At 55.1% G+C, this 23,718-nt stretch carries 20 protein-coding genes; 16 read left to right on the top strand and 4 right to left on the bottom strand.

Annotated features, from left to right (window positions below; genetic code table 11):
* Positions 1-8: 8 nt before the first annotated feature.
* The 4 genes from leuC to leuL all read right to left on the bottom strand — a co-directional run bounded on the left by leuC (position 9) and on the right by leuL (position 4,252).
* Positions 9-1,409 carry a 3-isopropylmalate dehydratase large subunit gene (leuC, locus tag RS584_RS03585; RefSeq protein WP_315748950.1) on the bottom strand — a complete coding sequence of 467 codons (1,401 nt, stop codon included), beginning with the start codon at positions 1,407-1,409 and terminating at the stop codon, positions 9-11.
* A 2-nt stretch (positions 1,410-1,411) separates the two neighbouring features.
* Positions 1,412-2,503 (bottom strand): 3-isopropylmalate dehydrogenase, encoded by a 1,092-nt coding sequence (leuB, locus tag RS584_RS03590; RefSeq protein WP_033486442.1) that lies wholly within the window; start codon positions 2,501-2,503, stop codon positions 1,412-1,414.
* Positions 2,503-4,074 carry a 2-isopropylmalate synthase gene (gene leuA / locus RS584_RS03595; RefSeq protein WP_193354472.1) on the bottom strand — a complete coding sequence of 524 codons (1,572 nt, stop codon included), beginning with the start codon at positions 4,072-4,074 and terminating at the stop codon, positions 2,503-2,505. The genes leuB and leuA overlap by 1 nt, the downstream gene beginning before the upstream one ends.
* 91 nt (positions 4,075-4,165) lie before the next feature.
* Positions 4,166-4,252, bottom strand: a complete 87-nt coding sequence (leuL, locus tag RS584_RS23375) for a leu operon leader peptide (RefSeq protein ID WP_057979999.1) — start codon at positions 4,250-4,252, stop codon at positions 4,166-4,168.
* 628 nt (positions 4,253-4,880) lie between these two features.
* On the opposite strand from leuL, the gene leuO reads away from it, so the two are divergent.
* The 16 genes from leuO to RS584_RS03675 all read left to right on the top strand — a co-directional run bounded on the left by leuO (position 4,881) and on the right by RS584_RS03675 (position 23,717).
* A complete protein-coding gene (gene leuO, locus RS584_RS03600; RefSeq protein ID WP_193042058.1) occupies positions 4,881-5,825 on the top strand; it encodes a transcriptional regulator LeuO in 945 nt (314 codons plus the stop codon).
* 376 nt (positions 5,826-6,201) lie between these two features.
* Positions 6,202-7,926, top strand: coding sequence for an acetolactate synthase 3 large subunit (ilvI, locus tag RS584_RS03605; protein ID WP_315748951.1), 1,725 nt, complete (start codon positions 6,202-6,204; stop codon positions 7,924-7,926).
* A 1-nt stretch (position 7,927) separates the two neighbouring features.
* Complete coding sequence (ilvN, locus tag RS584_RS03610; protein ID WP_003856371.1) at positions 7,928-8,419, top strand: acetolactate synthase small subunit; 492 nt, start codon at positions 7,928-7,930, stop codon at positions 8,417-8,419.
* Between the two features lie 179 nt (positions 8,420-8,598).
* On the top strand, positions 8,599-9,603 hold the full coding sequence (gene cra, locus RS584_RS03615; protein ID WP_003856369.1) for a catabolite repressor/activator: 1,005 nt from the start codon (positions 8,599-8,601) through the stop codon (positions 9,601-9,603).
* Positions 9,604-10,193: 590 nt separating this feature from the next.
* Positions 10,194-10,652 (top strand): division/cell wall cluster transcriptional repressor MraZ, encoded by a 459-nt coding sequence (gene mraZ / locus RS584_RS03620; RefSeq protein WP_033486443.1) that lies wholly within the window; start codon positions 10,194-10,196, stop codon positions 10,650-10,652.
* Positions 10,653-10,654: 2 nt separating this feature from the next.
* A complete protein-coding gene (rsmH, locus tag RS584_RS03625; protein ID WP_315748952.1) occupies positions 10,655-11,596 on the top strand; it encodes a 16S rRNA (cytosine(1402)-N(4))-methyltransferase RsmH in 942 nt (313 codons plus the stop codon).
* Positions 11,593-11,958 (top strand): cell division protein FtsL, encoded by a 366-nt coding sequence (gene ftsL / locus RS584_RS03630; protein WP_003856363.1) that lies wholly within the window; start codon positions 11,593-11,595, stop codon positions 11,956-11,958. The genes rsmH and ftsL overlap by 4 nt, the downstream gene beginning before the upstream one ends.
* A gap of 15 nt (positions 11,959-11,973) precedes the next feature.
* The gene (gene ftsI, locus RS584_RS03635) at positions 11,974-13,740 is read left to right on the top strand and encodes a peptidoglycan glycosyltransferase FtsI (protein ID WP_003856361.1); all 1,767 of its coding nucleotides are present in this window, start codon (positions 11,974-11,976) and stop codon (positions 13,738-13,740) included.
* A complete protein-coding gene (gene murE / locus RS584_RS03640; RefSeq protein WP_017383786.1) occupies positions 13,727-15,214 on the top strand; it encodes a UDP-N-acetylmuramoyl-L-alanyl-D-glutamate--2,6-diaminopimelate ligase in 1,488 nt (495 codons plus the stop codon). Before ftsI ends, murE begins: the two co-directional genes overlap by 14 nt.
* Positions 15,211-16,569, top strand: coding sequence for a UDP-N-acetylmuramoyl-tripeptide--D-alanyl-D-alanine ligase (murF, locus tag RS584_RS03645; RefSeq protein WP_023303078.1), 1,359 nt, complete (start codon positions 15,211-15,213; stop codon positions 16,567-16,569). Before murE ends, murF begins: the two co-directional genes overlap by 4 nt.
* Complete coding sequence (gene mraY, locus RS584_RS03650; RefSeq protein ID WP_003856353.1) at positions 16,563-17,645, top strand: phospho-N-acetylmuramoyl-pentapeptide-transferase; 1,083 nt, start codon at positions 16,563-16,565, stop codon at positions 17,643-17,645. Before murF ends, mraY begins: the two co-directional genes overlap by 7 nt.
* 2 nt (positions 17,646-17,647) lie before the next feature.
* The gene (gene murD, locus RS584_RS03655) at positions 17,648-18,964 is read left to right on the top strand and encodes a UDP-N-acetylmuramoyl-L-alanine--D-glutamate ligase (protein WP_047364708.1); all 1,317 of its coding nucleotides are present in this window, start codon (positions 17,648-17,650) and stop codon (positions 18,962-18,964) included.
* Positions 18,964-20,208: a cell division protein FtsW gene (gene ftsW / locus RS584_RS03660; protein ID WP_315748953.1), complete on the top strand. Its 1,245-nt coding sequence runs from the start codon at positions 18,964-18,966 to the stop codon at positions 20,206-20,208. Before murD ends, ftsW begins: the two co-directional genes overlap by 1 nt.
* Positions 20,205-21,269 carry an undecaprenyldiphospho-muramoylpentapeptide beta-N-acetylglucosaminyltransferase gene (murG, locus tag RS584_RS03665; RefSeq protein WP_022650395.1) on the top strand — a complete coding sequence of 355 codons (1,065 nt, stop codon included), beginning with the start codon at positions 20,205-20,207 and terminating at the stop codon, positions 21,267-21,269. Before ftsW ends, murG begins: the two co-directional genes overlap by 4 nt.
* Before the next feature lie 59 nt (positions 21,270-21,328).
* Complete coding sequence (gene murC, locus RS584_RS03670) at positions 21,329-22,804, top strand: UDP-N-acetylmuramate--L-alanine ligase (protein ID WP_315748954.1); 1,476 nt, start codon at positions 21,329-21,331, stop codon at positions 22,802-22,804.
* Positions 22,797-23,717 (top strand): D-alanine--D-alanine ligase, encoded by a 921-nt coding sequence (locus tag RS584_RS03675; RefSeq protein ID WP_047733157.1) that lies wholly within the window; start codon positions 22,797-22,799, stop codon positions 23,715-23,717. The genes murC and RS584_RS03675 overlap by 8 nt, the downstream gene beginning before the upstream one ends.
* Position 23,718 lies beyond the last annotated feature (1 nt).

Here is a 23,718-nt window from a genome sequence, read left to right on the forward strand (position 1 = left end):
TTGTCTCCTTATTTCAGGCTGCGAATATCGGCGAAATGGCCGGTGACTGCCGCAGCGGCGGCCATTGCCGGGCTGACCAGGTGGGTGCGCCCACCGCGGCCCTGACGGCCTTCAAAGTTACGGTTGCTGGTGGAGGCACAGCGCTCGCCCGGGTTCAGGCGGTCGTTATTCATCGCCAGACACATGGAGCAGCCCGGCAAACGCCACTCAAAGCCCGCGTCGATAAAGATCTTATCCAGGCCTTCGGCTTCCGCCTGCGCTTTAACCGGACCGGAGCCTGGCACCACCAGCGCCTGCACGCCCGGCGCCACTTTGCGGCCTTTCGCAATCTCGGCGGCGGCGCGTAAATCTTCAATACGGGAGTTAGTGCAGGAGCCGATGAAGACTTTATCAATCGCCACGTCTGTCAGCGGCACGCCGGGCTTGAGCCCCATATAGGCCAGCGCTTTTTCCGCGCTCGCACGTTCCACCGGATCGGCAAAGGAGGCAGGGTCTGGAATGCTGTCGTTGACGGAAATCACCTGGCCCGGGTTGGTGCCCCAGGTGACCTGCGGGGCGATCTCTTCCGCCTGTAACGTCACAACGGTATCAAAAATTGCCCCCTCGTCCGTTTTCAGGGTTTTCCAGTACGCTACCGCGTCGTCAAAATTCTGACCTTTCGGCGCATGCAGACGCCCCTTCACATAGTTGAAGGTGATTTCGTCTGGGGCCACCAGGCCTGCTTTGGCGCCCATCTCAATGGCCATGTTGCACAGGGTCATACGACCTTCCATGCTCAGCGCCTGGATAGCGTCGCCGCAGAATTCCACGACGTGACCGGTGCCGCCTGCGCTGCCGGTTTTGCCGATAATCGCCAGCACGATATCTTTCGCGGTGATACCCGGCGCGGCTTTCCCCTTCACTTCAATCTTCATGGTTTTGGCGCGGCCCTGCTTCAGGGTCTGCGTCGCCAGAACGTGTTCAACTTCAGAGGTCCCAATCCCGAACGCCAGGGCGCCAAATGCGCCGTGCGTCGCGGTGTGGGAGTCGCCGCAGACGATGGTCATGCCCGGCAGAGTAATACCCTGCTCAGGCCCCATTACGTGGACGATGCCCTGATAGGGGTGGTTCAGATCGTACAGCTCCACGCCAAACTCGTTACAGTTCTTAATCAGCTCCTGCATCTGGATACGCGCCATCTCGCCAGATGCATTGATGTCTTTGGTCTGGGTGGAAACGTTGTGATCCATCGTGGCGAAGGTTTTACCCGGCTGACGTACCGGGCGCTTATGCGCGCGCAGGCCGTCAAATGCCTGAGGAGAGGTCACTTCGTGTACCAGATGACGGTCGATGTACAACAGTGGGGTTTCGTTTGGTGCTTCGTAAACAACGTGCGCATCAAACAACTTCTCATATAACGTCTTAGCCATGATTACACCCCTTCAGCGACATAGCGGGCAATGATGTCGCCCATTTCATCGGTACTGACTGCCGCCGTGCCGCGTGCTAAATCACCGGTACGGACGCCTTCTTCTAATGCCCGGTTAATGGCGTTTTCAATTGCGGTTGCTGCATCGCCTGCATCCAGGCTGTAGCGCAGCAGCAGAGCCAGGGAGAGGATCTGCGCAATCGGGTTGGCGATGTTTTTACCTGCGATATCCGGCGCGGAGCCGCCCGCCGGTTCGTACAGGCCAAAGCCTTCTTCGTTCAGGCTGGCCGAGGGCAGCATGCCCATGGAGCCGGTGATCATGGCGCACTCATCCGAGAGAATATCGCCGAACAGGTTGGAGCACAGCAGCACGTCAAACTGGGACGGATCTTTGATCAGCTGCATCGTTGCGTTGTCGATATACATATGTGACAGCTCAACGTCCGGGTACTGCCTGGCAACTTCACTGACGATTTCGCGCCACAAAATAGACGACTGGAGCACGTTCGCTTTATCAATAGAGGTCACTTTACGGCGGCGTTTGCGCGCTGACTCAAACGCGATATGAGCGATACGTTCAATTTCAAAACGGTGATAGACCTCGGTATCGAACGCTTTCTCATGCTGACCGCTGCCTTCGCGGCCTTTTGGCTGACCGAAGTAGATGCCGCCGGTCAGCTCACGCACGCACAGGATGTCGAAACCGTTGGCCGCAATATCCGCGCGCAGCGGGCAGAACTCTTCCAGCCCCGGGTACAGCTTCGCCGGACGCAGGTTGCTGAACAGTTTGAAGTGTTTACGCAGCGGCAGCAGCGCGCCGCGCTCTGGCTGCTCTGCTGGAGGCAAATGTTCCCACTTAGGGCCACCCACGGATCCAAACAGAACGGCATCGGCATTCTCGCAGCCTTCTACAGTCCCTTTCGGCAGGGGAGTACCGTGGTTATCAATGGCAATACCGCCCACGTCGTAGTGGCTGGTGGTAATTTTCATCGCAAAACGCGAACGAACGGCTTCCAGTACTTTCAGCGCCTGTGCCATCACTTCCGGGCCAATACCGTCACCCGGCAACACAGCAATATGGTAATTCTTCGACATCACACGGTTTCCTTGTTGTTCTCTTTATTCTGAGCTTTGCGTTGCAGCTCTTTTTCGACTTCGGCGGCGCGCCAGATGTTGTTCAGGACATGCACCATCGCTTTCGCGGAGGATTCGACGATATCTGTCGCCAGACCCACACCGTGGAAGCGGCGGCCGTTATAGTTGACGACGATATCAACCTGGCCCAGGGCGTCTTTACCGTGCCCTTTTGCCGTCAGATCGTATTTCACCAGCTCTACGTCGTACTCAGTGACGCGGTTAATCGCCTGGTAAATGGCATCAACAGGGCCGTTACCGTTGGCGGCTTCCGCTTTAATTTCATCGCCGCAGGCCAGCTTGATGGAGGCGGTAGCGATATCACTTGAGCCTGACTGAACGGTGAAGTAGTCCAGACGGAAGTGTTCTGGCTCTTCCTGCTGTTTGTTGATAAATGCCAGCGCTTCCAGGTCGTAATCGAAGACCTGGCCTTTCTTGTCAGCCAGCTTCAGGAATGCGTCGTACAGCTGATCCATGTTGTAATCGCTGTCCTGATACCCCATCTCTTCCATACGGTGTTTCACCGCCGCGCGGCCAGAGCGTGAGGTCAGGTTCAGCTGAACCTGGTTCAGACCGATGGATTCCGGAGTCATGATTTCGTAGTTTTCACGGTTCTTCAGCACGCCATCCTGGTGAATACCGGAGGAGTGAGCGAACGCGCCAGTACCAACAATCGCCTTGTTCGCCGGGATCGGCATATTGCAAATCTGGCTCACGGTCTGGCTGGTGCGCCAGATTTCGTTGTGATTGATGCGAGTGTGTACGTTCATAATGTCTTTGCGCACCTTGATCGCCATGATCACTTCTTCCAGCGAGCAGTTGCCGGCGCGTTCACCAATGCCGTTCATTGCCCCTTCTACCTGACGCGCGCCGGCGTGGACGGCAGCGATGGCATTGCCCACAGCCAGACCCAAATCGTCATGGGTATGCACGGAGATGATAGCTTTATCAATATTTGGCACGCGATCGTACAGGCCGGTGATGATGTTGGAGAACTCGAACGGCATGGTGTAGCCGACGGTATCCGGAATGTTGATGGTTCTGGCTCCGGCATTAATCGCGGCTTCTACTACACGGGCCAAATCGTCAATCGGCGTGCGGCCTGCATCTTCACAGGAGAATTCGACGTCATCAGTGTAGTTACGCGCGCGTTTAACCATATACACCGCTCGTTCGATCACTTCATCCAGCGTGCTGCGCAACTTTGTCGCAATGTGCATGGGGGAGGTGGCAATGAATGTATGGATACGGAAGGCTTCTGCAACTTTCAGGGATTCCGCGGCCACATCAATATCTTTCTCAACGCAGCGAGCCAGACCGCACACGCGGCTGTTTTTGATGGTGCGGGCAATGGTCTGTACTGATTCGAAATCACCCGGCGAGGAGACGGGAAAGCCGACTTCCATTACGTCTACACCCATGCGTTCGAGGGCCAGCGCAATTTGCAGTTTTTCTTTAACACTCAGGCTCGCCTGTAATGCCTGTTCACCGTCACGTAAAGTAGTATCGAAAATAACGACTTGCTGGCTCATGGGTTAGGTCCTTGTCAGTCTTAGGGCGCCTTGCTACGAGCATAAAAAAACCCGCGCAGTGGCGCGGGTTTTTAGTTTTACTGAAGACGATTCAACGCTGAATTTCGCCCGCCAGCCTACCGCGCACAGTGGATGCGTTTAGTAGTAGTAGACCGGTGAAACGAAGGGTGCGAATCATGAATCGTGCTCCAGATGAATGCGATATGCTTTTAGTGGTACTGGATACGCCGACTCATGTCAACCCCTCTCAGGTAAAACGGCCACTCAACGCAGGATAAACACATTAGCTAATTGTGCTGGTTTTTACGTGGCTAACCGACTTAATTGTCTATTATTGGACTGGCGATTCATCTCTGGAATAATTTGAATATACTTGGTAGCAATTGAACACAGTAATTTTACCTATGTGCTGTGAAATGGAATATGTTTAATTTCATTGAGTTATAAGTTCCATGAATGAATCACGGGTGGGAAAGTTATCAATAGTGATATCATTTTGTTAATGAAATCGCTGTGTCTGCCCTGCATAGTTTAATATTACTTAAGTTATTATTAACTAAGGCGGTGATTGTGTATTTGCCTGCTTTATGGTTTCATGCATGCATTAAAGTTTTAGATATCATTTGAACGATTTTTAGCTCTTCATTTAGGGAATGCGTAATGCCATCTCTTGAATGAGGGTTCTTTATATATTCTGAATTTTAAATAATTTCCTTTCGCTTGTTGTATATGCATGGTAAATCATATTTTTCGAAGTTATTACTGTACTTTGGCAAAGGGAATTTAGCGTGACAGTGGAGTCAGAAATGCCAGAAAATAATATTAACCAACCACAGCCTTATGATGGGGTTAAGCCTCAGTTACGCACAGTGGATCTCAACCTGTTAACTGTATTTGATGCAGTTATGCAGGAGCAGAATATTACGCGAGCAGCGCAATCTCTGGGAATGTCTCAACCTGCCGTGAGTAATGCCGTAGCCAGACTTAAGGTGATGTTTAACGACGAGTTATTCGTCCGGTATGGAAGAGGTATCCAGCCCACAGCGCGTGCATTCCAGCTATTCGGTTCGGTTCGTCAGGCGCTACAGCTGGTTCAAAATGAGCTTCCCGGCTCAGGGTTTGAACCTTTAAGCAGTGAGCGGGTTTTCCATCTCTGTGTTTGCAGTCCGTTAGACAATTATTTGACGTCTGTTATATATAATAAAGTTGAACAGATTGCTCCTAATATTCATCTCGTTTTTAAATCATCTTTAAATCAAAACACTGAGCACCAGCTTCGTTATCAGGAAACGGAGTTCGTTCTGGGCTACGAAGAGTTTCGCCGTCCAGAGTTTGCCTGTGTTCCGTTGTTTAAAGATGAAATGGTGTTAGTCGCCAGCAAAAAACATCCACGCATGAATTCGCCGCTGCGTGAAAGCGATGTTTACAGCGAGCAGCATGCCGTTGTTGCTCTGGACAGATATGCTTCGTTCAGTCAGCCGTGGTATGACACTGCCGATAAACAAGCCAGCGTGGCCTATCAGGGGATGGCGATGGTCAGCGTTTTAAATGTCGTTTCTCAGACGCAGCTAGTCGCTATTGCACCGCGCTGGCTTGCTGAAGAGTTCTCCGATTCGCTGAGCTTACAAATTTTACCTCTGCCGCTCAAGCTGAATAGCCGTACCTGTTATCTTTCCTGGCATGAAGCGGCGGGGCGGGATAAAGGGCATCAGTGGATGGAAGAGCTGCTGATCAATATTTGTCGTCGATAAGTCAGGGTGAATAAACCGCATGGTGCCATGCGGTTTATTCTGTGATTTTTTATGCAGGCAATATTTTGTTCTGTGCGCATTTTTTCAGACACTCAGGGAGGCTTAAAAATAGATGATTTCCTGATCCATCCTCTATTTAAGAGATGAATTATTAGCGTCTCCCCTCATACCAGATGAATTCACCATATTCGTGTCTCATAGCTGTTTTTTCTGCTTTTATTGCCCATTCTCGCATTCCGTTTGCTAATTGCCTGCCTCATAACGAGCGGTTAAGGTATCCCTCACTCTGCACATTATAAGATGGGTTTACCCTGTCAGAAGACGGCGCGGAAATGAATTCTGTTGACCGTCTATAACAAAAGCCTGGAGGCAAAGCATGGAGATGTTGTCTGGCGCGGAAATGGTCGTCCGATCGCTTATCGATCAGGGCGTGAAACAAGTGTTTGGCTATCCCGGAGGCGCGGTTCTCGATATTTATGACGCGCTGCACACGGTAGGCGGTATTGATCATGTTCTGGTTCGTCATGAACAGGCTGCTGTGCATATGGCTGACGGCCTGGCCCGCGCCACGGGCGAAGTGGGTGTAGTGCTGGTCACTTCGGGGCCGGGAGCGACCAATGCCATCACCGGCATTGCGACTGCGTATATGGACTCTATTCCACTGGTCATTCTCTCCGGACAGGTGGCGACGTCACTGATTGGCTATGATGCGTTTCAGGAATGCGACATGGTGGGGATCTCACGCCCCGTGGTGAAGCACAGCTTTCTGGTTAAGCAAACGGAAGATATCCCGGGCGTGCTGAAAAAAGCCTTCTGGCTGGCCGCCAGCGGTCGTCCTGGGCCAGTGGTTGTCGATCTGCCAAAAGATATTCTCAATCCCGCGAATAAACTGCCTTACCTGTGGCCTGAGTCGGTGAGCATGCGTTCGTATAATCCGACGACGCAAGGGCACAAAGGCCAGATTAAGCGTGCGCTGCAAACGCTGCTGGCTGCGAAAAAGCCCGTAGTCTATGTGGGGGGCGGCGCCGTCAATGCAGCCTGTGAAACGCAACTACGCGAACTGATTGAGAAGCTGAACCTTCCTGTCGCGTCATCGTTGATGGGGCTGGGGGCATTCCCGGCTACCCACCGTCAGGCGCTGGGCATGCTGGGTATGCATGGCACCTATGAAGCCAATATGACGATGCACCATTCTGATGTGATTTTTGCCGTCGGCGTGCGTTTTGACGATCGCACCACCAATAACCTGGCGAAATACTGTCCGAATGCGACGGTGCTGCACATTGATATCGATCCTACTTCTATCTCTAAAACGGTGCCGGCGGATGTGCCCATCGTGGGGGACGCACGACAGGTGCTGGATCAAATGTTGGATCTGCTGGCGCAGGAGACCGCCTCTCAACCGCTGGATGAGATCCGTGACTGGTGGCAGCAAATCGAACAATGGCGCGGCCGTCAGTGCCTTAAATACGACACGCAGAGTGAGAACATCAAGCCGCAGGCGGTGATCGAGACGATCTGGCGTCTGACCAAAGGCGAGGCGTATGTCACTTCTGACGTGGGCCAGCATCAGATGTTCGCTGCGTTGTATTACCCGTTTGATAAACCGCGTCGCTGGATCAACTCAGGCGGTCTCGGTACGATGGGCTTTGGTCTGCCCGCCGCGCTGGGGGTGAAGCTGGCGTTGCCGAACGAAACGGTTATCTGCGTTACGGGTGATGGCAGTATACAGATGAATATTCAGGAGCTTTCTACTGCGCTGCAATATGAGTTGCCAGTGCTGGTGCTTAACCTGAATAACGGTTACCTCGGTATGGTGAAGCAGTGGCAGGATATGATTTATTCCGGCCGTCACTCTCAGTCTTATATGAAGTCACTTCCGGACTTTGTCCGTCTGGCTGAAGCCTATGGTCATATTGGCATGCGGGTAACCGATCCGTCAGAGCTGGAAGCAAAGCTCGGCGAAGCGCTTGAGCACGTTAAAAACAATCGCCTCGTCTTCATGGACGTCATCGTCGACGGCACAGAGCACGTTTATCCGATGCATATCCGTGGCGGTGGTATGGATGAAATGTGGTTAAGCAAAACGGAGAGAACCTGATATGCGCCGGATATTATCTGTATTACTGGAAAATGAGTCGGGCGCACTGTCACGCGTCATTGGGCTTTTTGCGCAGCGCGGATACAACATTGAAAGCCTGACCGTTGCGCCGACCGATGATCCAACGCTCTCACGCATGACGATCCAGACTGTCGGCGATGCAAAAGTGCTTGAGCAGATCGAAAAGCAATTGCACAAGCTGGTGGACGTGTTGCGCGTCAGCGAGCTGGGGCAGGGGGCTTACGTCGAACGTGAAGTGATGCTGGTGAAAATTCAGGCCAGCGGTTACGGCCGTGAAGAGGTCAAGCGTAACACGGATATTTTCCGTGGGCAGATCATTGACGTCACGCCTTCTATATATACTGTGCAGCTTGCCGGAACGAGCGATAAGCTGGATGCGTTCCTGGCCTCCGTCAGGGATGTGGCAAAAATTGTTGAAGTTGCGCGCTCTGGCGTTGTTGGCCTCTCGCGCGGCGATAAAATCATGCGTTAGTTGCGCAAAAGGTTCGCCTCTTTCAGCCCGGTAGCCAAAGCCGGGCTTTTTTTTGCGTAATCCGCCGACAACGCGGACAAAAGCGGTTGCCGTGAAAGCTATTCTGCGTTTAGATGTTAAAATATTTAACCATAACCTTGACAGGGCCATGGACTTTTTTCTTTTTTTGAGGGGCAATTGTGAAACTGGATGAAATCGCCCGGCTCGCCGGCGTGTCGAGAACCACGGCCAGCTATGTGATTAACGGTAAAGCAAAGCAGTATCGTGTCAGCGATAAGACCGTTGAGAAAGTGATGGCAGTCGTTCGTGAGCATAATTACCATCCGAATGCTGTCGCCGCAGGTTTACGTGCCGGACGCACCCGCTCGATTGGCCTGGTGATCCCGGATCTGGAAAACACCAGCTATACCCGCATCGCCAACTATCTTGAACGTCAGGCTCGTCAGCGGGGCTATCAGCTGTTGATTGCCTGCTCCGAGGATCAGCCCGACAACGAGATGCGCTGCATTGAGCATCTGCTGCAACGCCAGGTTGACGCCATCATCGTGTCGACCTCTTTACCACCCGAGCATCCTTTCTATCAGCGCTGGGCGAACGATCCCTTCCCGATTGTGGCGCTCGACCGCGCGCTGGATCGCGAACATTTCACCAGCGTCGTAGGTGCCGATCAGGACGATGCAGAAATGCTGGCTGCCGAGCTGCGTACCTTCCCGGCGGAAACGGTGCTCTATCTTGGCGCTTTGCCTGAACTATCCGTGAGCTTCCTGCGTGAACAAGGGTTCCGTACGGCGTGGAAAGACGATCCGCGTGACGTTCATTATCTGTATGCCAACAGCTATGAGCGCGAAGCGGCTGCTCAGCTGTTCGAGAAATGGCTGGAAACGCACCCGATGCCGCAGGCGTTGTTTACCACCTCGTTTGCCCTGTTGCAGGGGGTGATGGACGTGACGTTACGTCGCGATGGCAAGCTGCCATCCGATCTGGCGATTGCGACCTTCGGCGATAACGAACTGCTCGACTTCCTGCAATGTCCGGTGCTGGCCGTGGCTCAGCGTCACCGCGACGTCGCCGAGCGCGTGCTTGAGATTGTTCTGGCAAGCCTGGATGAACCTCGCAAACCGAAACCCGGGCTTACGCGTATCAAACGTAATCTCTATCGGCGCGGGATTTTGAGCCGCCATTAATATTTCCACAGGGGCGGTAAAACTGCCCCTTTTGCGGCGCATTTATTGCGGGAAATAATTCCCGGATAAAAATTAGGATTTATCTCTAAGATTCGTAGCCGGCTATTTTCTGAATCCGTTTTGGCGTTAAAAAGCGCAATTATAATTTTTAACGGGCATTCTTTTGTATTGTTTTGTTACAAACAGCCGCCAGCCGATGAATATTCAGCCATTTTTTACTCCCCCCTTCAGACCTCAATGCACACGAACGAATCCATATTGCCTTGCGCTTAATCTGGTGCTGTTATCCCCCGGCGATATGACTTAAAATGCTGCCCGCGTCGCAAACTGACACTTTATATTTCCCTGCGATGATATTGAGTGAGTCTTAACGCTCGTGTGCATATTCGGTTTTTTTCTTACAAATATTCATAACGTTAATTTTGCCTCGCCAGTTGTGTAGTTATTAGCCAGGTCACTCTTGCTCTGTAAATACGGTGCTTTCGCGTCCTTATAGAGAGAGTCCTGGCTTGACAAGCTTTTCCCTCGCTCCGTAAACTCCTTCAGGTGGGAATTTGTGGGTTAAAGTGGTGAGGAGGGGTGAGGCTGGCATGTTCCGTGGAGCAACGTTAGTCAATCTCGACAGCAAAGGGCGTTTATCGGTACCAACCCGATATCGCGACCAGCTGATTGAGAACGCTTCGGGTCAACTGGTTTGCACCATTGACATCAACTCCCCCTGCCTGCTGCTTTACCCTTTGCCTGAATGGGAAATCATTGAGCAAAAGCTGTCGCGACTGTCGAGCATGAACCCGCAAGAACGCCGCGTGCAGCGGTTGTTATTGGGACATGCCAGTGAATGTCAGATGGATAGCGCCGGGCGATTATTGATTGCGCCTGTGTTGCGGCAACATGCCGGTCTGATTAAAGAAGTGATGCTGGTCGGGCAGTTCAACAAGTTTGAACTGTGGGACGAAACGACCTGGTATCAACAGGTCAAGGAAGATATCGACGCTGAGCAGTCTGATTCCGCAACATTATCGGAACGGCTGCGGGACTTGTCTCTATAAATATGATGGAAAATTATAAACATACAACGGTGCTGCTGGATGAGGCCGTTAACGGCCTGAATATTCGTCCAGACGGCATCTATATTGATGGCACTTTTGGTCGCGGTGGCCACTCGCGTTTGATCCTCTCCCAGCTTGGAGCGGAAGGACGCCTGCTGGCAATTGACCGCGATCCGCAGGCGATTGCCGTTGCGCAAACCATCGATGATCCTCGCTTTTCCATCGTGCATGGACCTTTCTCTGCGCTTGCGGATTATGTCGCTGAGCGCGGCCTGACCGGCAAGATCGACGGGATTCTCCTCGATCTTGGCGTCTCTTCACCACAGCTTGATGATGCACAACGCGGCTTCTCCTTTATGCGTGATGGACCGCTGGATATGCGTATGGACCCCACTCGCGGCCAGTCTGCCGCTGAATGGTTACAAACGGCTGACGAAGCGGATATTGCCTGGGTAATCAAAACCTTCGGTGAAGAACGCTTTGGCAAACGTATTGCGCGCGCCATCGTGGAGCGCAACCGCGTTGAGCCAATGACCCGTACCAAAGAGCTGGCAGAAGTCATCGCGGCGGCAACGCCGGTGAAGGACAAGCACAAACATCCTGCGACCCGTACCTTCCAGGCGGTTCGTATCTGGGTAAACAGTGAACTGGAGGAAATAGAGCTGGCGCTAAAAAGCTCGCTCGACGTGCTGGCCCCGGGTGGGCGGTTATCCATCATCAGCTTCCATTCGCTGGAAGATCGCATCGTAAAACGCTTTATGCGTGAACAGAGCCGCGGTCCGCAGGTTCCAGCTGGGCTGCCGATGACGGAAGAACAACTCAGAAAGCTGGGAGGCCGTCAGTTGCGAGCATTAGGCAAGTTGATGCCGGGCGAAGAAGAGGTGGCAGAGAATCCACGTGCCCGTAGTTCAGTGCTGCGTATTGCAGAGAGGACGAACGTATGATCAGCAGAGTGACAGAGACCCTAAGCAAAGTTAAGGGATCGTTAGGAAGCAACGAGCGCCATGCCTTGCCTGGCGTGATCGGCGACGATCTTTTGCGGTTTGGGAAGCTGCCACTCTGCTTGTTCATTTGCATCATTGTGACGGCAGTCATGGTGGTTACCACCGCTCACCATACCCGTTTATTAACTGCGCAGCGCGAACAGATGGTACTGGAACGCGATGCGCTGGATATTGAATGGCGAAATCTGATCCTTGAAGAAAACGCGCTCGGCGATCACAGCCGGGTTGAACGGATCGCAACGGAAAAACTGCAATTACAGCATGTTGATCCTTCGCAGGAAAATATCGTAGTACAAAAATAAGGGAAAACGCGACGCATGAAAGCAGCGGCAAAAACGCTAAAACCAAAACGCCAGGAAGAACAGGCCAACTTTGTCAGTTGGCGTTTTGCGTTGCTTTGCGGCTGCATTTTACTGGCGCTGGGTTTCCTGCTGGGACGCGTGGCGTGGCTACAAATCATCGCGCCTGACATGCTGGTACGTCAGGGTGATATGCGTTCTCTGCGCGTGCAGGAAGTTTCTACCTCTCGTGGGATGATCACCGATCGTTCCGGCCGTCCGCTGGCGGTGAGCGTGCCGGTGAAGGCGATCTGGGCCGATCCGAAAGAGTTACACGACGCAGGCGGGATCACCCTTGATAACCGCTGGAAGGCGCTCTCAGACGCGTTGAAAATGCCGCTGGATCAGCTGGCGTCGCGCGTTAACGCCAACCCGAAAGGGCGCTTTATCTATCTTGCCCGTCAGGTGAACCCTGACATGGCTGACTACATTAAGAAACTGAAGCTGCCGGGCATTCATCTGCGGGAAGAATCCCGCCGTTACTATCCTTCGGGCGAAGTCACCGCGCACCTGATTGGCTTTACCAACGTGGATAGCCAGGGGATTGAGGGCGTTGAAAAAAGCTTCGACAAGTGGCTTACCGGCCAGCCTGGCGAGCGAATCGTGCGTAAAGACCGCTATGGTCGCGTCATTGAAGACATTTCCTCGACAGACAGCCAGGCCGCGCACAACCTGGCCCTGAGTATTGATGAACGCTTGCAGGCGCTGGTCTATCGTGAGCTGAACAACGCCGTCGCGTTTAACAAGGCGGAATCGGGCAGCGCCGTGCTGGTGGATGTGGCGACAGGTGAAGTGCTGGCGATGGCCAGTAGCCCCTCATACAATCCGAATAATTTTGCCGGTACAGCAAAAGATGCAATGCGTAACCGCTCCATCACCGATGTGTTTGAACCCGGCTCAACCGTAAAACCTATGGTGGTGATGACGGCTCTACAGCGAGGCATCGTCAACGAAAATACCGTTCTGAATACGATCCCTTATCGAATTAACGGTCACGAAATCAAAGACGTGGCACGTTACAGCGAACTGACCCTGACCGGGGTCTTACAGAAGTCGAGTAACGTCGGTGTGTCAAAACTGGCGTTAGCGATGCCGTCCTCAGCGTTAGTAGATACTTACTCACGTTTTGGGCTGGGAAAGGCGACCAATTTGGGGTTGGTCGGAGAACGCAGTGGCTTATATCCTCAAAAACAACGGTGGTCTGACATAGAGAGGGCCACCTTCTCTTTCGGCTACGGGCTAATGGTAACTCCCTTACAGTTAGCGCGAGTCTACGCAACGATTGGCAGCTATGGCATTTATCGTCCGCTGTCGATCACCAAAGTTGATCCACCGGTTCCGGGGGAACGTGTTTTCCCGGAATCTATCGTTCGTACCGTCGTGCATATGATGGAAAGCGTCGCGTTACCTGGCGGTGGCGGCGTGAAGGCCGCAATTAAGGGCTATCGTATCGCCATTAAAACCGGTACAGCGAAAAAAGTCGGGCCGGACGGCCGCTATATCAACAAATACATTGCCTATACCGCAGGCGTAGCGCCTGCAAGCAATCCGCGTTTTGCGCTGGTGGTCGTCATCAACGATCCGCAGGCGGGTAAATACTACGGCGGCGCCGTCTCCGCGCCTGTGTTCGGGGCTATTATGGGCGGCGTGTTGCGCACCATGAACATTGAACCGGATGCGCTGGCGACGGGCGAAAAAAGTGAATTTGTAATTAATCAAGGCGAGGGAACAGGTGGCAGATCGTAATTTGCGCGACCTTCTTGCTCCGTGGGTGCCTATGCTACCTGCGCGAGCACTGCGAGAGATGGTACTGGACAGCCGCGTAGCGGCTTCTGGCGATCTTTTTGTGGCAGTGGTGGGTCATCAGGCGGACGGGCGTCGTTATATCCCGCAGGCGATTGCGCAAGGTGTTGCTGCCATTATTGCTGAGGCCAAAGATGAGGCAACAGACGGTGAGATCCGTGAAATGCACGGCGTGCCGGTCATCTATCTCAGCCAGCTGAATGAGCGTCTCTCCGCGCTGGCAGGACGTTTTTACAACGAACCTTCCGATCAGTTAAAGCTGGTTGGCGTGACAGGAACCAACGGAAAAACCACCACCACTCAGCTGATGGCGCAGTGGGCACAGCTGCTGGGCGAAACCGGTGCCGTCATGGGCACGGTGGGGAACGGTCTTCTGGGCAAAGTAAGCCCGACGGAAAACACTACAGGCTCGGCGGTTGACGTGCAGCGTGTGCTGGCGGGCCTCGCTGAGCAGGGGGCGACCTTCGCTGCGATGGAAGTCTCTTCCCATGGTCTGGTACAACATCGCGTGGCGGCCCTGAAATTTGCTGCCTCTGTCTTTACTAACCTGAGCCGCGATCACCTTGATTATCATGGTGATATGGAGCACTACGAAGCGGCGAAATGGCTGCTTTATTCCACTCACCACCACGGGCAGGCGATCATTAACGCCGACGACGAAGTCGGTCGCCGCTGGCTGGAAAAACTGCCGGATGCGGTGGCGGTGTCGATGGAAGATCGCATTAATCCGAACTGCCGCGGCCGCTGGCTGAAGGCGGTCGAGGTGAACTACCACGATAGTGGGGCGACGATCCGCTTCGCTTCCACCTGGGGCGAAGGTGAAATTGAAAGCCGCCTGATGGGGGCCTTTAACGTCAGTAACCTGCTGCTGGCGCTGGCGACGCTGCTGGCGCTGGGCTACCCGATGGCGGATCTGCTGAAAACGTCTGAGCGTTTGCAACCGGTCTGTGGCCGCATGGAAGTGTTCAGCGCGCCGGGCAAGCCGACGGTGGTCGTGGATTACGCACACACGCCGGATGCGCTGGAAAAAGCGCTGGAAGCGGCGCGTCTGCACTGCGCAGGCAAGCTCTGGTGCGTGTTTGGCTGCGGTGGCGATCGCGACAAGGGCAAACGTCCGCTGATGGGCGCCATCGCTGAGCAGTTCGCGGATATTCCCGTGGTAACCGATGACAACCCGCGTACCGAAGAGCCGCGGGCCATTATCAATGACATTCTGGCGGGCATGCTGGATGCGGGTCGTGCGCGCGTGGTCGAAGGCCGTGCGGAGGCCGTGACTAATGCCATTATGCAGGCGCAGGAGAACGATGTGGTTCTGCTGGCCGGTAAAGGTCATGAAGATTATCAGATCGTCGGCAATCGTCGTCTGGATTACTCCGACCGCGTGACGGCAGCGCGTCTGCTGGGAGTGGTGGCATGATTAGCATTACGTTAAGCCAGGCCGCTGCGGTATTGCAGGGGATGCTGCATGGTCAGGATCTAACCATTGAGGCTGTGACCACCGACACCCGTAAGGTGACGGCGGGCTGCCTGTTTGTGGCGCTGAAGGGCGAGCGTTTTGACGCCCACGATTTTGCGCAACAGGCTAAAGATAACGGCGCGGGCGCGCTGCTGGTCAGCCGTAAGCTCGATATCGATTTGCCGCAGATTGTGGTGAAAGATACGCGCCTGGCGTTTGGCGAGCTGGCGGCATGGGTTCGCCAGCAGGTGCCAACACGCGTCGTGGCGCTGACGGGCTCGTCGGGCAAAACCTCCGTTAAAGAGATGACGGCGGCGATCCTTAGCCAGTGCGGTAACACGCTTTATACGGCGGGCAACCTTAATAATGACATCGGTGTACCGATGACGCTGCTGCGCCTGACCCACGAGCATGAATATGCGGTGATTGAGTTAGGGGCTAACCATCAGGGCGAAATCGCCTGGACCGTGAGCCTGACGCGTCCGGAAGCGGCGCTGGTGAATAACCTGGCGGCGGCACATCTTGAAGGTTTTGGTTCGCTGGCCGGTGTGGCGAAAGCGAAAGGTGAAATTTATACCGGCCTGCCGGATGACGGCATCGCCATTATGAATGCCGATAACAACGACTGGCTGAACTGGCAGAGCATTATTGGTTCACGCAAAACCTGGCGCTTCTCACCTAATGCGGCAAACAGTGATTTTTCGGCGACCAACATTCATGTGACGTCACACGGCACCGAGTTCACCCTCACGACCCCAACGGGCGACATCGAGGTGCTGCTGCCCCTGCCCGGTCGTCATAACATTGCCAATGCGCTTGCTGCGGCAGCGCTCTCAATGGCGGTAGGTGCCTCACACGCGGCGATCAAAGCAGGTCTGGCAAATTTAAAAGCCGTGCCGGGGCGTCTTTTCCCGATCCAGCTGGCTGAAAACAAACTTCTGCTGGATGACTCCTACAACGCTAACGTCGGCTCCATGACGGCGGCCGTGCAGGTCTTGTCTGAGATGCCGGGCTATCGCGTGATGGTTGTGGGCGATATGGCCGAGCTGGGTGATGAAAGCGAAGCCTGCCATGTTCAGGTGGGTGAAGCGGCGAAAGCCGCCGGGCTTGACCGCGTATTGAGCGCAGGCACGCTGAGCAAGGCCATTTCCGATGCCAGTGAAGTTGGCGAACATTTTGCCGATAAATCTGCACTGATCGAACGCCTGAAGGCATTGATTACAGAAAAACAGATTGTGACTGTTTTAGTTAAAGGTTCACGTAGTGCCGCCATGGAAGAGGTTGTGCACGCATTACAGGAGAACGGGACATGTTAGTTTGGCTGGCCGAACATTTGGTCAAATATTACTCAGGCTTTAACGTCTTTTCCTATCTGACGTTTCGCGCCATCGTCAGCCTGCTGACTGCGCTGTTCATCTCGCTGTGGATGGGCCCGCGCATGATTGCCCGTCTGCAAAAACTCTCTTTCGGCCAGGTTGTGCGCAACGACGGTCCGGAATCGCACTTCAGCAAGCGCGGTACGCCGACCATGGGCGGGATCATGATCCTGACCGCGATTGTGGTGTCCGTTCTGCTGTGGGCCTATCCGTCTAACCCCTACGTCTGGTGCGTGCTGACCGTTCTGGTTGGCTACGGAATCATTGGTTTTGTTGACGACTATCGTAAAGTCGTGCGCAAAGACACCAAAGGTTTGATCGCCCGCTGGAAGTATTTCTGGATGTCGGTGATTGCGCTGGGCGTGGCCTTCGCGCTTTACCTGGCAGGAAAAGACACCCCGGCCACCGAGCTGGTGGTGCCGTTCTTCAAAGACGTGATGCCGCAGCTGGGGCTGTTCTACATTCTGCTGGCTTACTTTGTGATCGTCGGCACCGGCAACGCCGTCAACCTGACCGATGGTCTGGACGGCCTGGCCATCATGCCAACCGTGTTTGTCGCGGGCGGTTTCGCGCTGGTGGCGTGGGCGACCGGTAACATGAACTTTGCAAACTACCTGCACATCCCGTACCTGCGACATGCGGGTGAGCTGGTGATCGTCTGTACGGCGATTGTCGGGGCGGGGCTGGGCTTCCTGTGGTTTAACACCTATCCGGCGCAGGTCTTTATGGGCGACGTCGGTTCACTGGCGCTGGGCGGCGCGCTGGGCATTATCGCCGTGCTGCTGCGTCAGGAGTTCCTGCTGGTGATCATGGGCGGTGTGTTTGTGGTTGAGACCCTGTCGGTGATTTTGCAGGTCGGTTCCTTCAAGCTGCGCGGTCAGCGCATCTTCCGTATGGCACCGATTCACCACCACTATGAACTGAAAGGCTGGCCGGAGCCGCGCGTCATTGTGCGCTTCTGGATTATTTCGCTGATGCTGGTGCTGATTGGCCTGGCAACGCTGAAGGTACGTTAATCATGGCAGATTACCAGGGCAAAAAAGTCGTAATCATCGGGTTGGGCCTCACCGGCCTCTCCTGCGTGGACTTTTTCCTTGCGCGTGGCGTGACGCCGCGCGTGATGGATACGCGCGTCTCTCCGCCGGGTCTGGACAAGCTGCCGGAGCAGGTTGAACGCCACCTGGGTGGTCTGAATGATGAGTGGCTGCTGGCCGCCGATCTGATTGTTGCCAGTCCCGGTATGGCACTGGCGCATCCTTCCCTGAGCGCCGCCGCGGATGCGGGCGTTGAGATTGTCGGCGATATCGAACTGTTCTGCCGGGAGGCGCAGGCCCCGATCGTCGCCATTACCGGTTCAAACGGTAAAAGCACCGTCACCACGCTGGTGGGGGAAATGGCGAAGGCGGCGGGCAAAAATGTCGGCGTTGGCGGTAACATTGGTCTGCCCGCTCTGATGCTGCTTGATAAAGGGTGTGAGCTGTTCGTCCTTGAGCTTTCCAGCTTCCAGCTGGAAACCACTTCAAGCCTGCATGCGGCGGCGGCGACCATCCTAAACGTCACCGAAGATCATATGGACAGATACCCGTTCGGCTTGCAGCAGTACCGTGCGGCCAAACTGCGCGTTTATGAAAATGCCAAAGTTTGCGTAGTGAATGCCGATGATGCACTCACCATGCCGGTGCGCGGCGCAGACGAACGCTGCATTAGCTTCGGTATTAACATGGGTGACTATCACCTTAATCGTCAGCAGGGCGAAACCTGGCTACGCGTGAAAGGTGAGAAAGTGCTGAACGTGAAAGAAATGATGCTCTCCGGCCAGCATAACTACACCAATGCCCTGGCGGCGCTGGCGCTGGCGGATGCCGTTGGCCTGCCGCGATCTTCAAGCCTGAAGGCGCTCACCACCTTTACAGGCCTGGCGCACCGTTTCCAGCTGGCGCTGGAGCACAACGGCGTACGCTGGATTAACGATTCCAAAGCGACCAACGTGGGTAGCACCGAGGCGGCACTGAACGGTTTGCACGTTGATGGCACGCTACACCTGCTGCTGGGCGGCGACGGTAAATCGGCTGACTTCTCCTCGCTGAAGCAGTACCTCAACGGTGAGAACGTGCGCCTGTATTGCTTTGGCCGCGATGGCAGCGAGCTGGCGGCGTTGCGTCCTGAAGTCGCCGAGCAAACCGAGACCATGGAGCAGGCGATGCGCCTCATCGCCCCACGCGTGAAGCCCGGCGATATGGTACTGCTCTCGCCAGCCTGTGCCAGCCTCGATCAATTCAAGAGTTTCGAACAGCGGGGTGATGTCTTTACCCGCCTGGCGAAGGAGTTAGGCTGATGCGTTTATCTCTCCCTCGCCTGAAAATGCCGCGCCTGCCAGGATTTGGTATCCCGGTATGGCTGTTTACGGCGCTGAAAGGCTGGGTGATGGCTTCACGGGATAAAGATTCCGATAGCCTGATCATGTACGACCGCACGCTGTTCTGGCTCACGCTGGGGCTGGCGGCGATCGGCTTTATTATGGTCACCTCGGCGTCAATGCCTGTCGGACAGCGTCTGGCAAACGACCCGTTCCTGTTTGCCAAGCGTGACGGGCTGTACATCATTCTCGCGTTCTGCCTGGCGCTGATCACCTTACGCCTGCCGATGTCGTTCTGGCAGCGGCACAGTACGGCCATGCTCATCGCCTCAATCATCATGCTGTTGATCGTGCTGGTCGTCGGGAGCTCCGTTAACGGAGCATCACGCTGGATTGCCTTTGGCCCACTGCGTATTCAGCCGGCGGAGTTCACCAAACTGTCGTTGTTCTGCTACCTGGCTAACTACCTGGTGCGTAAAGTTGACGAAGTTCGTAACAACCTTCGCGGCTTCTTAAAACCGATGGGCGTGATTCTGGTCCTCGCGATCCTGCTGCTGGCGCAGCCCGACCTCGGTACGGTAGTCGTACTGTTTGTCACTACGCTGGCGATGCTGTTCCTGGCGGGCGCAAAACTGTGGCAGTTCATTGCCATCATCGGGATGGGGATTTCGGCGGTGGTGCTGCTGATCCTCGCCGAACCATACCGTATCCGCCGTGTGACCTCGTTCTGGAACCCATGGGAAGATCCGTTCGGCAGCGGTTACCAGCTGACGCAGTCGCTGATGGCGTTTGGCCGCGGCGAAGTCTGGGGTCAAGGCCTGGGCAACTCGGTGCAAAAACTGGAGTATTTACCGGAGGCGCACACCGACTTCATCTTCTCCATTATTGGGGAAGAACTGGGTTATATCGGTGTGGTATTGGCGCTATTAATGGTATTCTTCGTCGCTTTCCGCGCCATGTCGATTGGCCGGAAAGCGCTGGAGATCGATCACCGCTTCTCCGGTTTCCTGGCCTGCTCAATTGGTATCTGGTTTAGCTTCCAGGCGCTGGTAAACGTCGGGGCGGCAGCGGGTATGCTGCCGACCAAAGGTCTGACGTTGCCGTTGATCAGTTATGGTGGTTCGAGTCTGTTGATCATGTCGACGGCCATCATGTTTTTGTTACGTATAGATTATGAAACGCGTCTGGAGAAAGCTCAGGCGTTTACACGAGGTTCACGATGAATCAACCGAAGCGGTTAATGGTGATGGCAGGCGGGACCGGCGGACACGTGTTCCCGGGACTGGCGGTTGCGCACCATTTAATGGAACAGGGCTGGCAGGTACGCTGGCTGGGAACCGCAGACCGCATGGAAGCCGACCTGGTACCTAAACACGGTATCGAGATCGACTTTATTCGTATTTCTGGCCTTCGTGGCAAAGGGATCAAGGCGCTGCTGCTGGCGCCGGTGCGCATTTTCAATGCCTGGCGTCAGGCGCGCGCCATTATGAAGCGTTTTAAGCCTGACGTCGTTCTGGGCATGGGCGGTTACGTTTCCGGTCCGGGAGGACTGGCGGCGTGGTCACTGGGCATCCCCGTTGTTCTGCATGAGCAGAACGGTATTGCCGGGTTGACCAACAAATGGCTGGCAAAAATCGCCACCAAAGTTATGCAGGCCTTCCCCGGGGCATTCCCGAAAGCGGATGTCGTAGGGAATCCGGTGCGTGTGGACGTGCTGGCGCTGCCGCTGCCAGATACGCGTCTGGCGGGTCGCGAAGGGCCGGTGCGCGTGCTGGTCGTCGGCGGTTCCCAGGGCGCACGTATTTTAAACCAGACGATGCCGCAGGTTGCGGCAAAACTGGGTGATGCGGTGACCATCTGGCACCAGAGCGGGAAGGGCGCTCAGCAGACCGTTGAGCAGGCCTACGCGCAGGAAGGTCAGCCGCAGCATAAAGTGACTGAATTTATTGATGATATGGCCGCAGCCTATGCCTGGGCCGATGTTGTGGTCTGTCGTTCGGGCGCGCTGACGGTGAGCGAAATCGCCGCCGCCGGTTTGCCGGCGCTGTTTGTGCCGTTCCAGCACAAAGACCGACAGCAGTACTGGAATGCGCTGCCGCTTGAGAAAGCGGGCGCAGCGAAGATTTTTGAGCAGCCACAATTTACCGCTGATGCGGTCGCCACTACCCTGGCGGGCTGGAACCGGGATGTATTACTGGAGATGGCGCAACGCGCACGCGCGACCGCTATCCCGGATGCAACGGAACGGGTGGCAAAAGAAGTGAGCCTGGCAGCCCAGGCATAATTCTCGCAGTGCGTGTTGCGCTGCACGATTTTTTTGAAGTAGTCGATGGCGTTTAGAGAATGAATACACAACAACTGGCAAAACTGCGTTCTATCGTGCCCGAGATGCGTCGCGTCCGGCACATTCACTTTGTCGGCATCGGTGGTGCTGGCATGGGCGGTATTGCCGAAGTGTTAGCTAACGAAGGCTATCAGATCAGCGGGTCTGACCTGGCGCCAAACCCTGTTACGCAGCAGCTGGCGTCGCTGGGGGCGACTATCTATTTCAATCATCGCCCGGAAAACGTGAGCGATGCGAGCGTGGTTGTGGTGTCCAGCGCTATCTCCGCGGATAACCCGGAAATCGTTGCGGCGCATGAGGCGCGCATCCCGGTGATCCGTCGCGCGGAAATGCTGGCGGAACTGATGCGTTTCCGTCACGGCATTGCGGTGGCCGGTACGCACGGTAAAACCACCACAACAGCGATGGTCTCCAGCATTTATGCGGAAGCGGGTCTCGACCCGACGTTCGTTAACGGTGGTCTGGTGAAAGCCGCTGGCGTGCATGCGCGTCTGGGCCACAGCCGTTATCTGATTGCGGAAGCGGATGAGAGCGATGCGTCGTTCCTGCATCTACAGCCGATGGTGGCGATCGTCACCAACATCGAAGCTGACCATATGGACACTTACCAGGGCGACTTCGAGAACTTAAAGCAGACCTTTATTAACTTCCTGCACAACCTGCCGTTCTATGGCCGTGCGGTGATGTGCGTGGACGATCCGGTTATTCGCGAACTGCTGCCGCGCGTCGGGCGTCAAATTACGACCTACGGCTTCAGCGAAGACGCTGATGTACGCGTAGAAGATTACAAGCAGATCGGTGCGCAGGGGCATTTCACCCTCGCGCGTCAGGATAAAGACCTGCTGCATGTCACCCTGAACGCTCCGGGACGTCACAACGCCCTGAATGCAGCGGCGGCGGTGGCTGTTGCGACAGAAGAAGGCATTGACGATGAAGCGATCCTGCGCGCACTGGAGAGCTTCCAGGGGACGGGCCGTCGTTTCGACTTCCTCGGTGAATTCCCGCTGGAGCCGGTAAACGGTAAGCCAGGGTCTGCGATGCTGGTCGATGACTACGGTCACCATCCGACGGAAGTGGACGCAACCATTAAAGCGGCACGCGCGGGTTGGCCGGAAAAGAATCTGGTCATGATCTTCCAGCCGCACCGTTACACACGTACCCGCGATCTGTATGACGATTTTGCCAACGTCCTTTCGCAGGTCGATACCCTGCTGATGCTGGATGTTTATGCAGCGGGTGAAACTTCGATTCCGGGTGCGGACAGTCGTTCTTTATGTCGTACCATCCGTGGACGCGGTAAAGTAGATCCTATTCTGGTTCCCGACCCGGCGCAGGTGGCTGAAATGCTTGCCCCGGTCCTGACGGGTAACGATCTGATCCTGATTCAGGGCGCGGGAAATATCGGCAAAATCGCCCGTACCTTAGCTGAAATCAAACTGAAGCCGCAAACTCAGGAGGACGAGCGTCATGGCTGATAAGATTGCTGTCCTGTTTGGCGGCACTTCCGCCGAACGCGAGGTTTCTCTGAATTCGGGCGCTGCCGTGCTGGCGGGCCTGCGTGAAGGTGGCGTGGACGCGCATCCGGTTGATCCGAAAGAGGTGGACGTCACGCAGCTGAAAGCGATGGGCTTCGATAAAGCCTTTATCGCGTTGCACGGTCGCGGCGGTGAAGACGGCACGTTGCAGGGGCTGCTGGAGCTGATCGGTATGCCGTACACCGGCAGCGGCGTGATGGCATCCGCCATCTCCATGGATAAACTGCGCAGCAAGCTGCTGTGGCAGGGGGCGAGCCTGCCCGTTGCGCCATGGGTTGCACTGACGCGTCGTGAATATGAATTGGGTCTGTCGGACAGCGTTAATACACGCATTGCGGCACTGGGCTTACCGGTTATTGTGAAGCCGAGCCGTGAAGGGTCGAGCGTGGGAATGTCCAAAGTCGATAAAGCTGTAGATTTGGCTGACGCTTTAGCACTGGCATTTCAACATGATGAAGAAGTTCTGATTGAAAAATGGCTTAGCGGGCCGGAATTTACCGTCGCGATGCTTGGCGAAGAAATTTTACCGTCAATTCGCATCCAACCCGCCGGAGTCTTCTATGATTATGAGGCGAAGTATCTCTCTGATGAGACGCAATATTTCTGCCCAGCGGGTCTTGAAGCAGAGCGTGAGGCCGAATTACAGTCTCTGGTGCTTAAAGCCTGGAATGTGCTGGGATGTCGTGGCTGGGGACGCATTGACGTGATGCTTGACGGTGACGGGCAATTTTATCTGCTGGAAGCAAACACGTCTCCGGGTATGACCAGCCATAGCCTTGTGCCGATGGCGGCGCGTCAGGCGGGAATGAGCTTCTCGCAGTTAGTCGTACGTATTCTGGACCAGGCGGGCTGAT

The organism is Enterobacter sp. DTU_2021_1002640_1_SI_PRY_ASU_LCPMC_013 (genome assembly GCF_032389435.1).
In the GTDB taxonomy this organism is placed as follows: domain Bacteria; phylum Pseudomonadota; class Gammaproteobacteria; order Enterobacterales; family Enterobacteriaceae; genus Enterobacter; species Enterobacter hormaechei_C.

Excerpts from the sequence above, each read along its gene's own strand:
- ilvN (WP_003856371.1), top strand. The coding sequence starts at position 7,928 with ATGCGCCGGATATTATCTGTATTACTGGAAAATGAGTCGGGCGCACTG.
- leuA (WP_193354472.1), bottom strand. The coding sequence starts at position 4,074 with ATGAGCCAGCAAGTCGTTATTTTCGATACTACTTTACGTGACGGTGAA.
- leuL (WP_057979999.1), bottom strand. The coding sequence starts at position 4,252 with ATGATTCGCACCCTTCGTTTCACCGGTCTACTACTACTAAACGCATCC.
- RS584_RS03675 (WP_047733157.1), top strand. The coding sequence starts at position 22,797 with ATGGCTGATAAGATTGCTGTCCTGTTTGGCGGCACTTCCGCCGAACGC.
- rsmH (WP_315748952.1), top strand. The coding sequence starts at position 10,655 with ATGATGGAAAATTATAAACATACAACGGTGCTGCTGGATGAGGCCGTT.
- ftsI (WP_003856361.1), top strand. The coding sequence starts at position 11,974 with ATGAAAGCAGCGGCAAAAACGCTAAAACCAAAACGCCAGGAAGAACAG.
- murD (WP_047364708.1), top strand. The coding sequence starts at position 17,648 with ATGGCAGATTACCAGGGCAAAAAAGTCGTAATCATCGGGTTGGGCCTC.
- mraZ (WP_033486443.1), top strand. The coding sequence starts at position 10,194 with ATGTTCCGTGGAGCAACGTTAGTCAATCTCGACAGCAAAGGGCGTTTA.
- murG (WP_022650395.1), top strand. The coding sequence starts at position 20,205 with ATGAATCAACCGAAGCGGTTAATGGTGATGGCAGGCGGGACCGGCGGA.
- murC (WP_315748954.1), top strand. The coding sequence starts at position 21,329 with ATGAATACACAACAACTGGCAAAACTGCGTTCTATCGTGCCCGAGATG.
- mraY (WP_003856353.1), top strand. The coding sequence starts at position 16,563 with ATGTTAGTTTGGCTGGCCGAACATTTGGTCAAATATTACTCAGGCTTT.
- murF (WP_023303078.1), top strand. The coding sequence starts at position 15,211 with ATGATTAGCATTACGTTAAGCCAGGCCGCTGCGGTATTGCAGGGGATG.
- leuB (WP_033486442.1), bottom strand. The coding sequence starts at position 2,503 with ATGTCGAAGAATTACCATATTGCTGTGTTGCCGGGTGACGGTATTGGC.
- ftsW (WP_315748953.1), top strand. The coding sequence starts at position 18,964 with ATGCGTTTATCTCTCCCTCGCCTGAAAATGCCGCGCCTGCCAGGATTT.
- leuC (WP_315748950.1), bottom strand. The coding sequence starts at position 1,409 with ATGGCTAAGACGTTATATGAGAAGTTGTTTGATGCGCACGTTGTTTAC.
- leuO (WP_193042058.1), top strand. The coding sequence starts at position 4,881 with ATGCCAGAAAATAATATTAACCAACCACAGCCTTATGATGGGGTTAAG.
- ilvI (WP_315748951.1), top strand. The coding sequence starts at position 6,202 with ATGGAGATGTTGTCTGGCGCGGAAATGGTCGTCCGATCGCTTATCGAT.
- ftsL (WP_003856363.1), top strand. The coding sequence starts at position 11,593 with ATGATCAGCAGAGTGACAGAGACCCTAAGCAAAGTTAAGGGATCGTTA.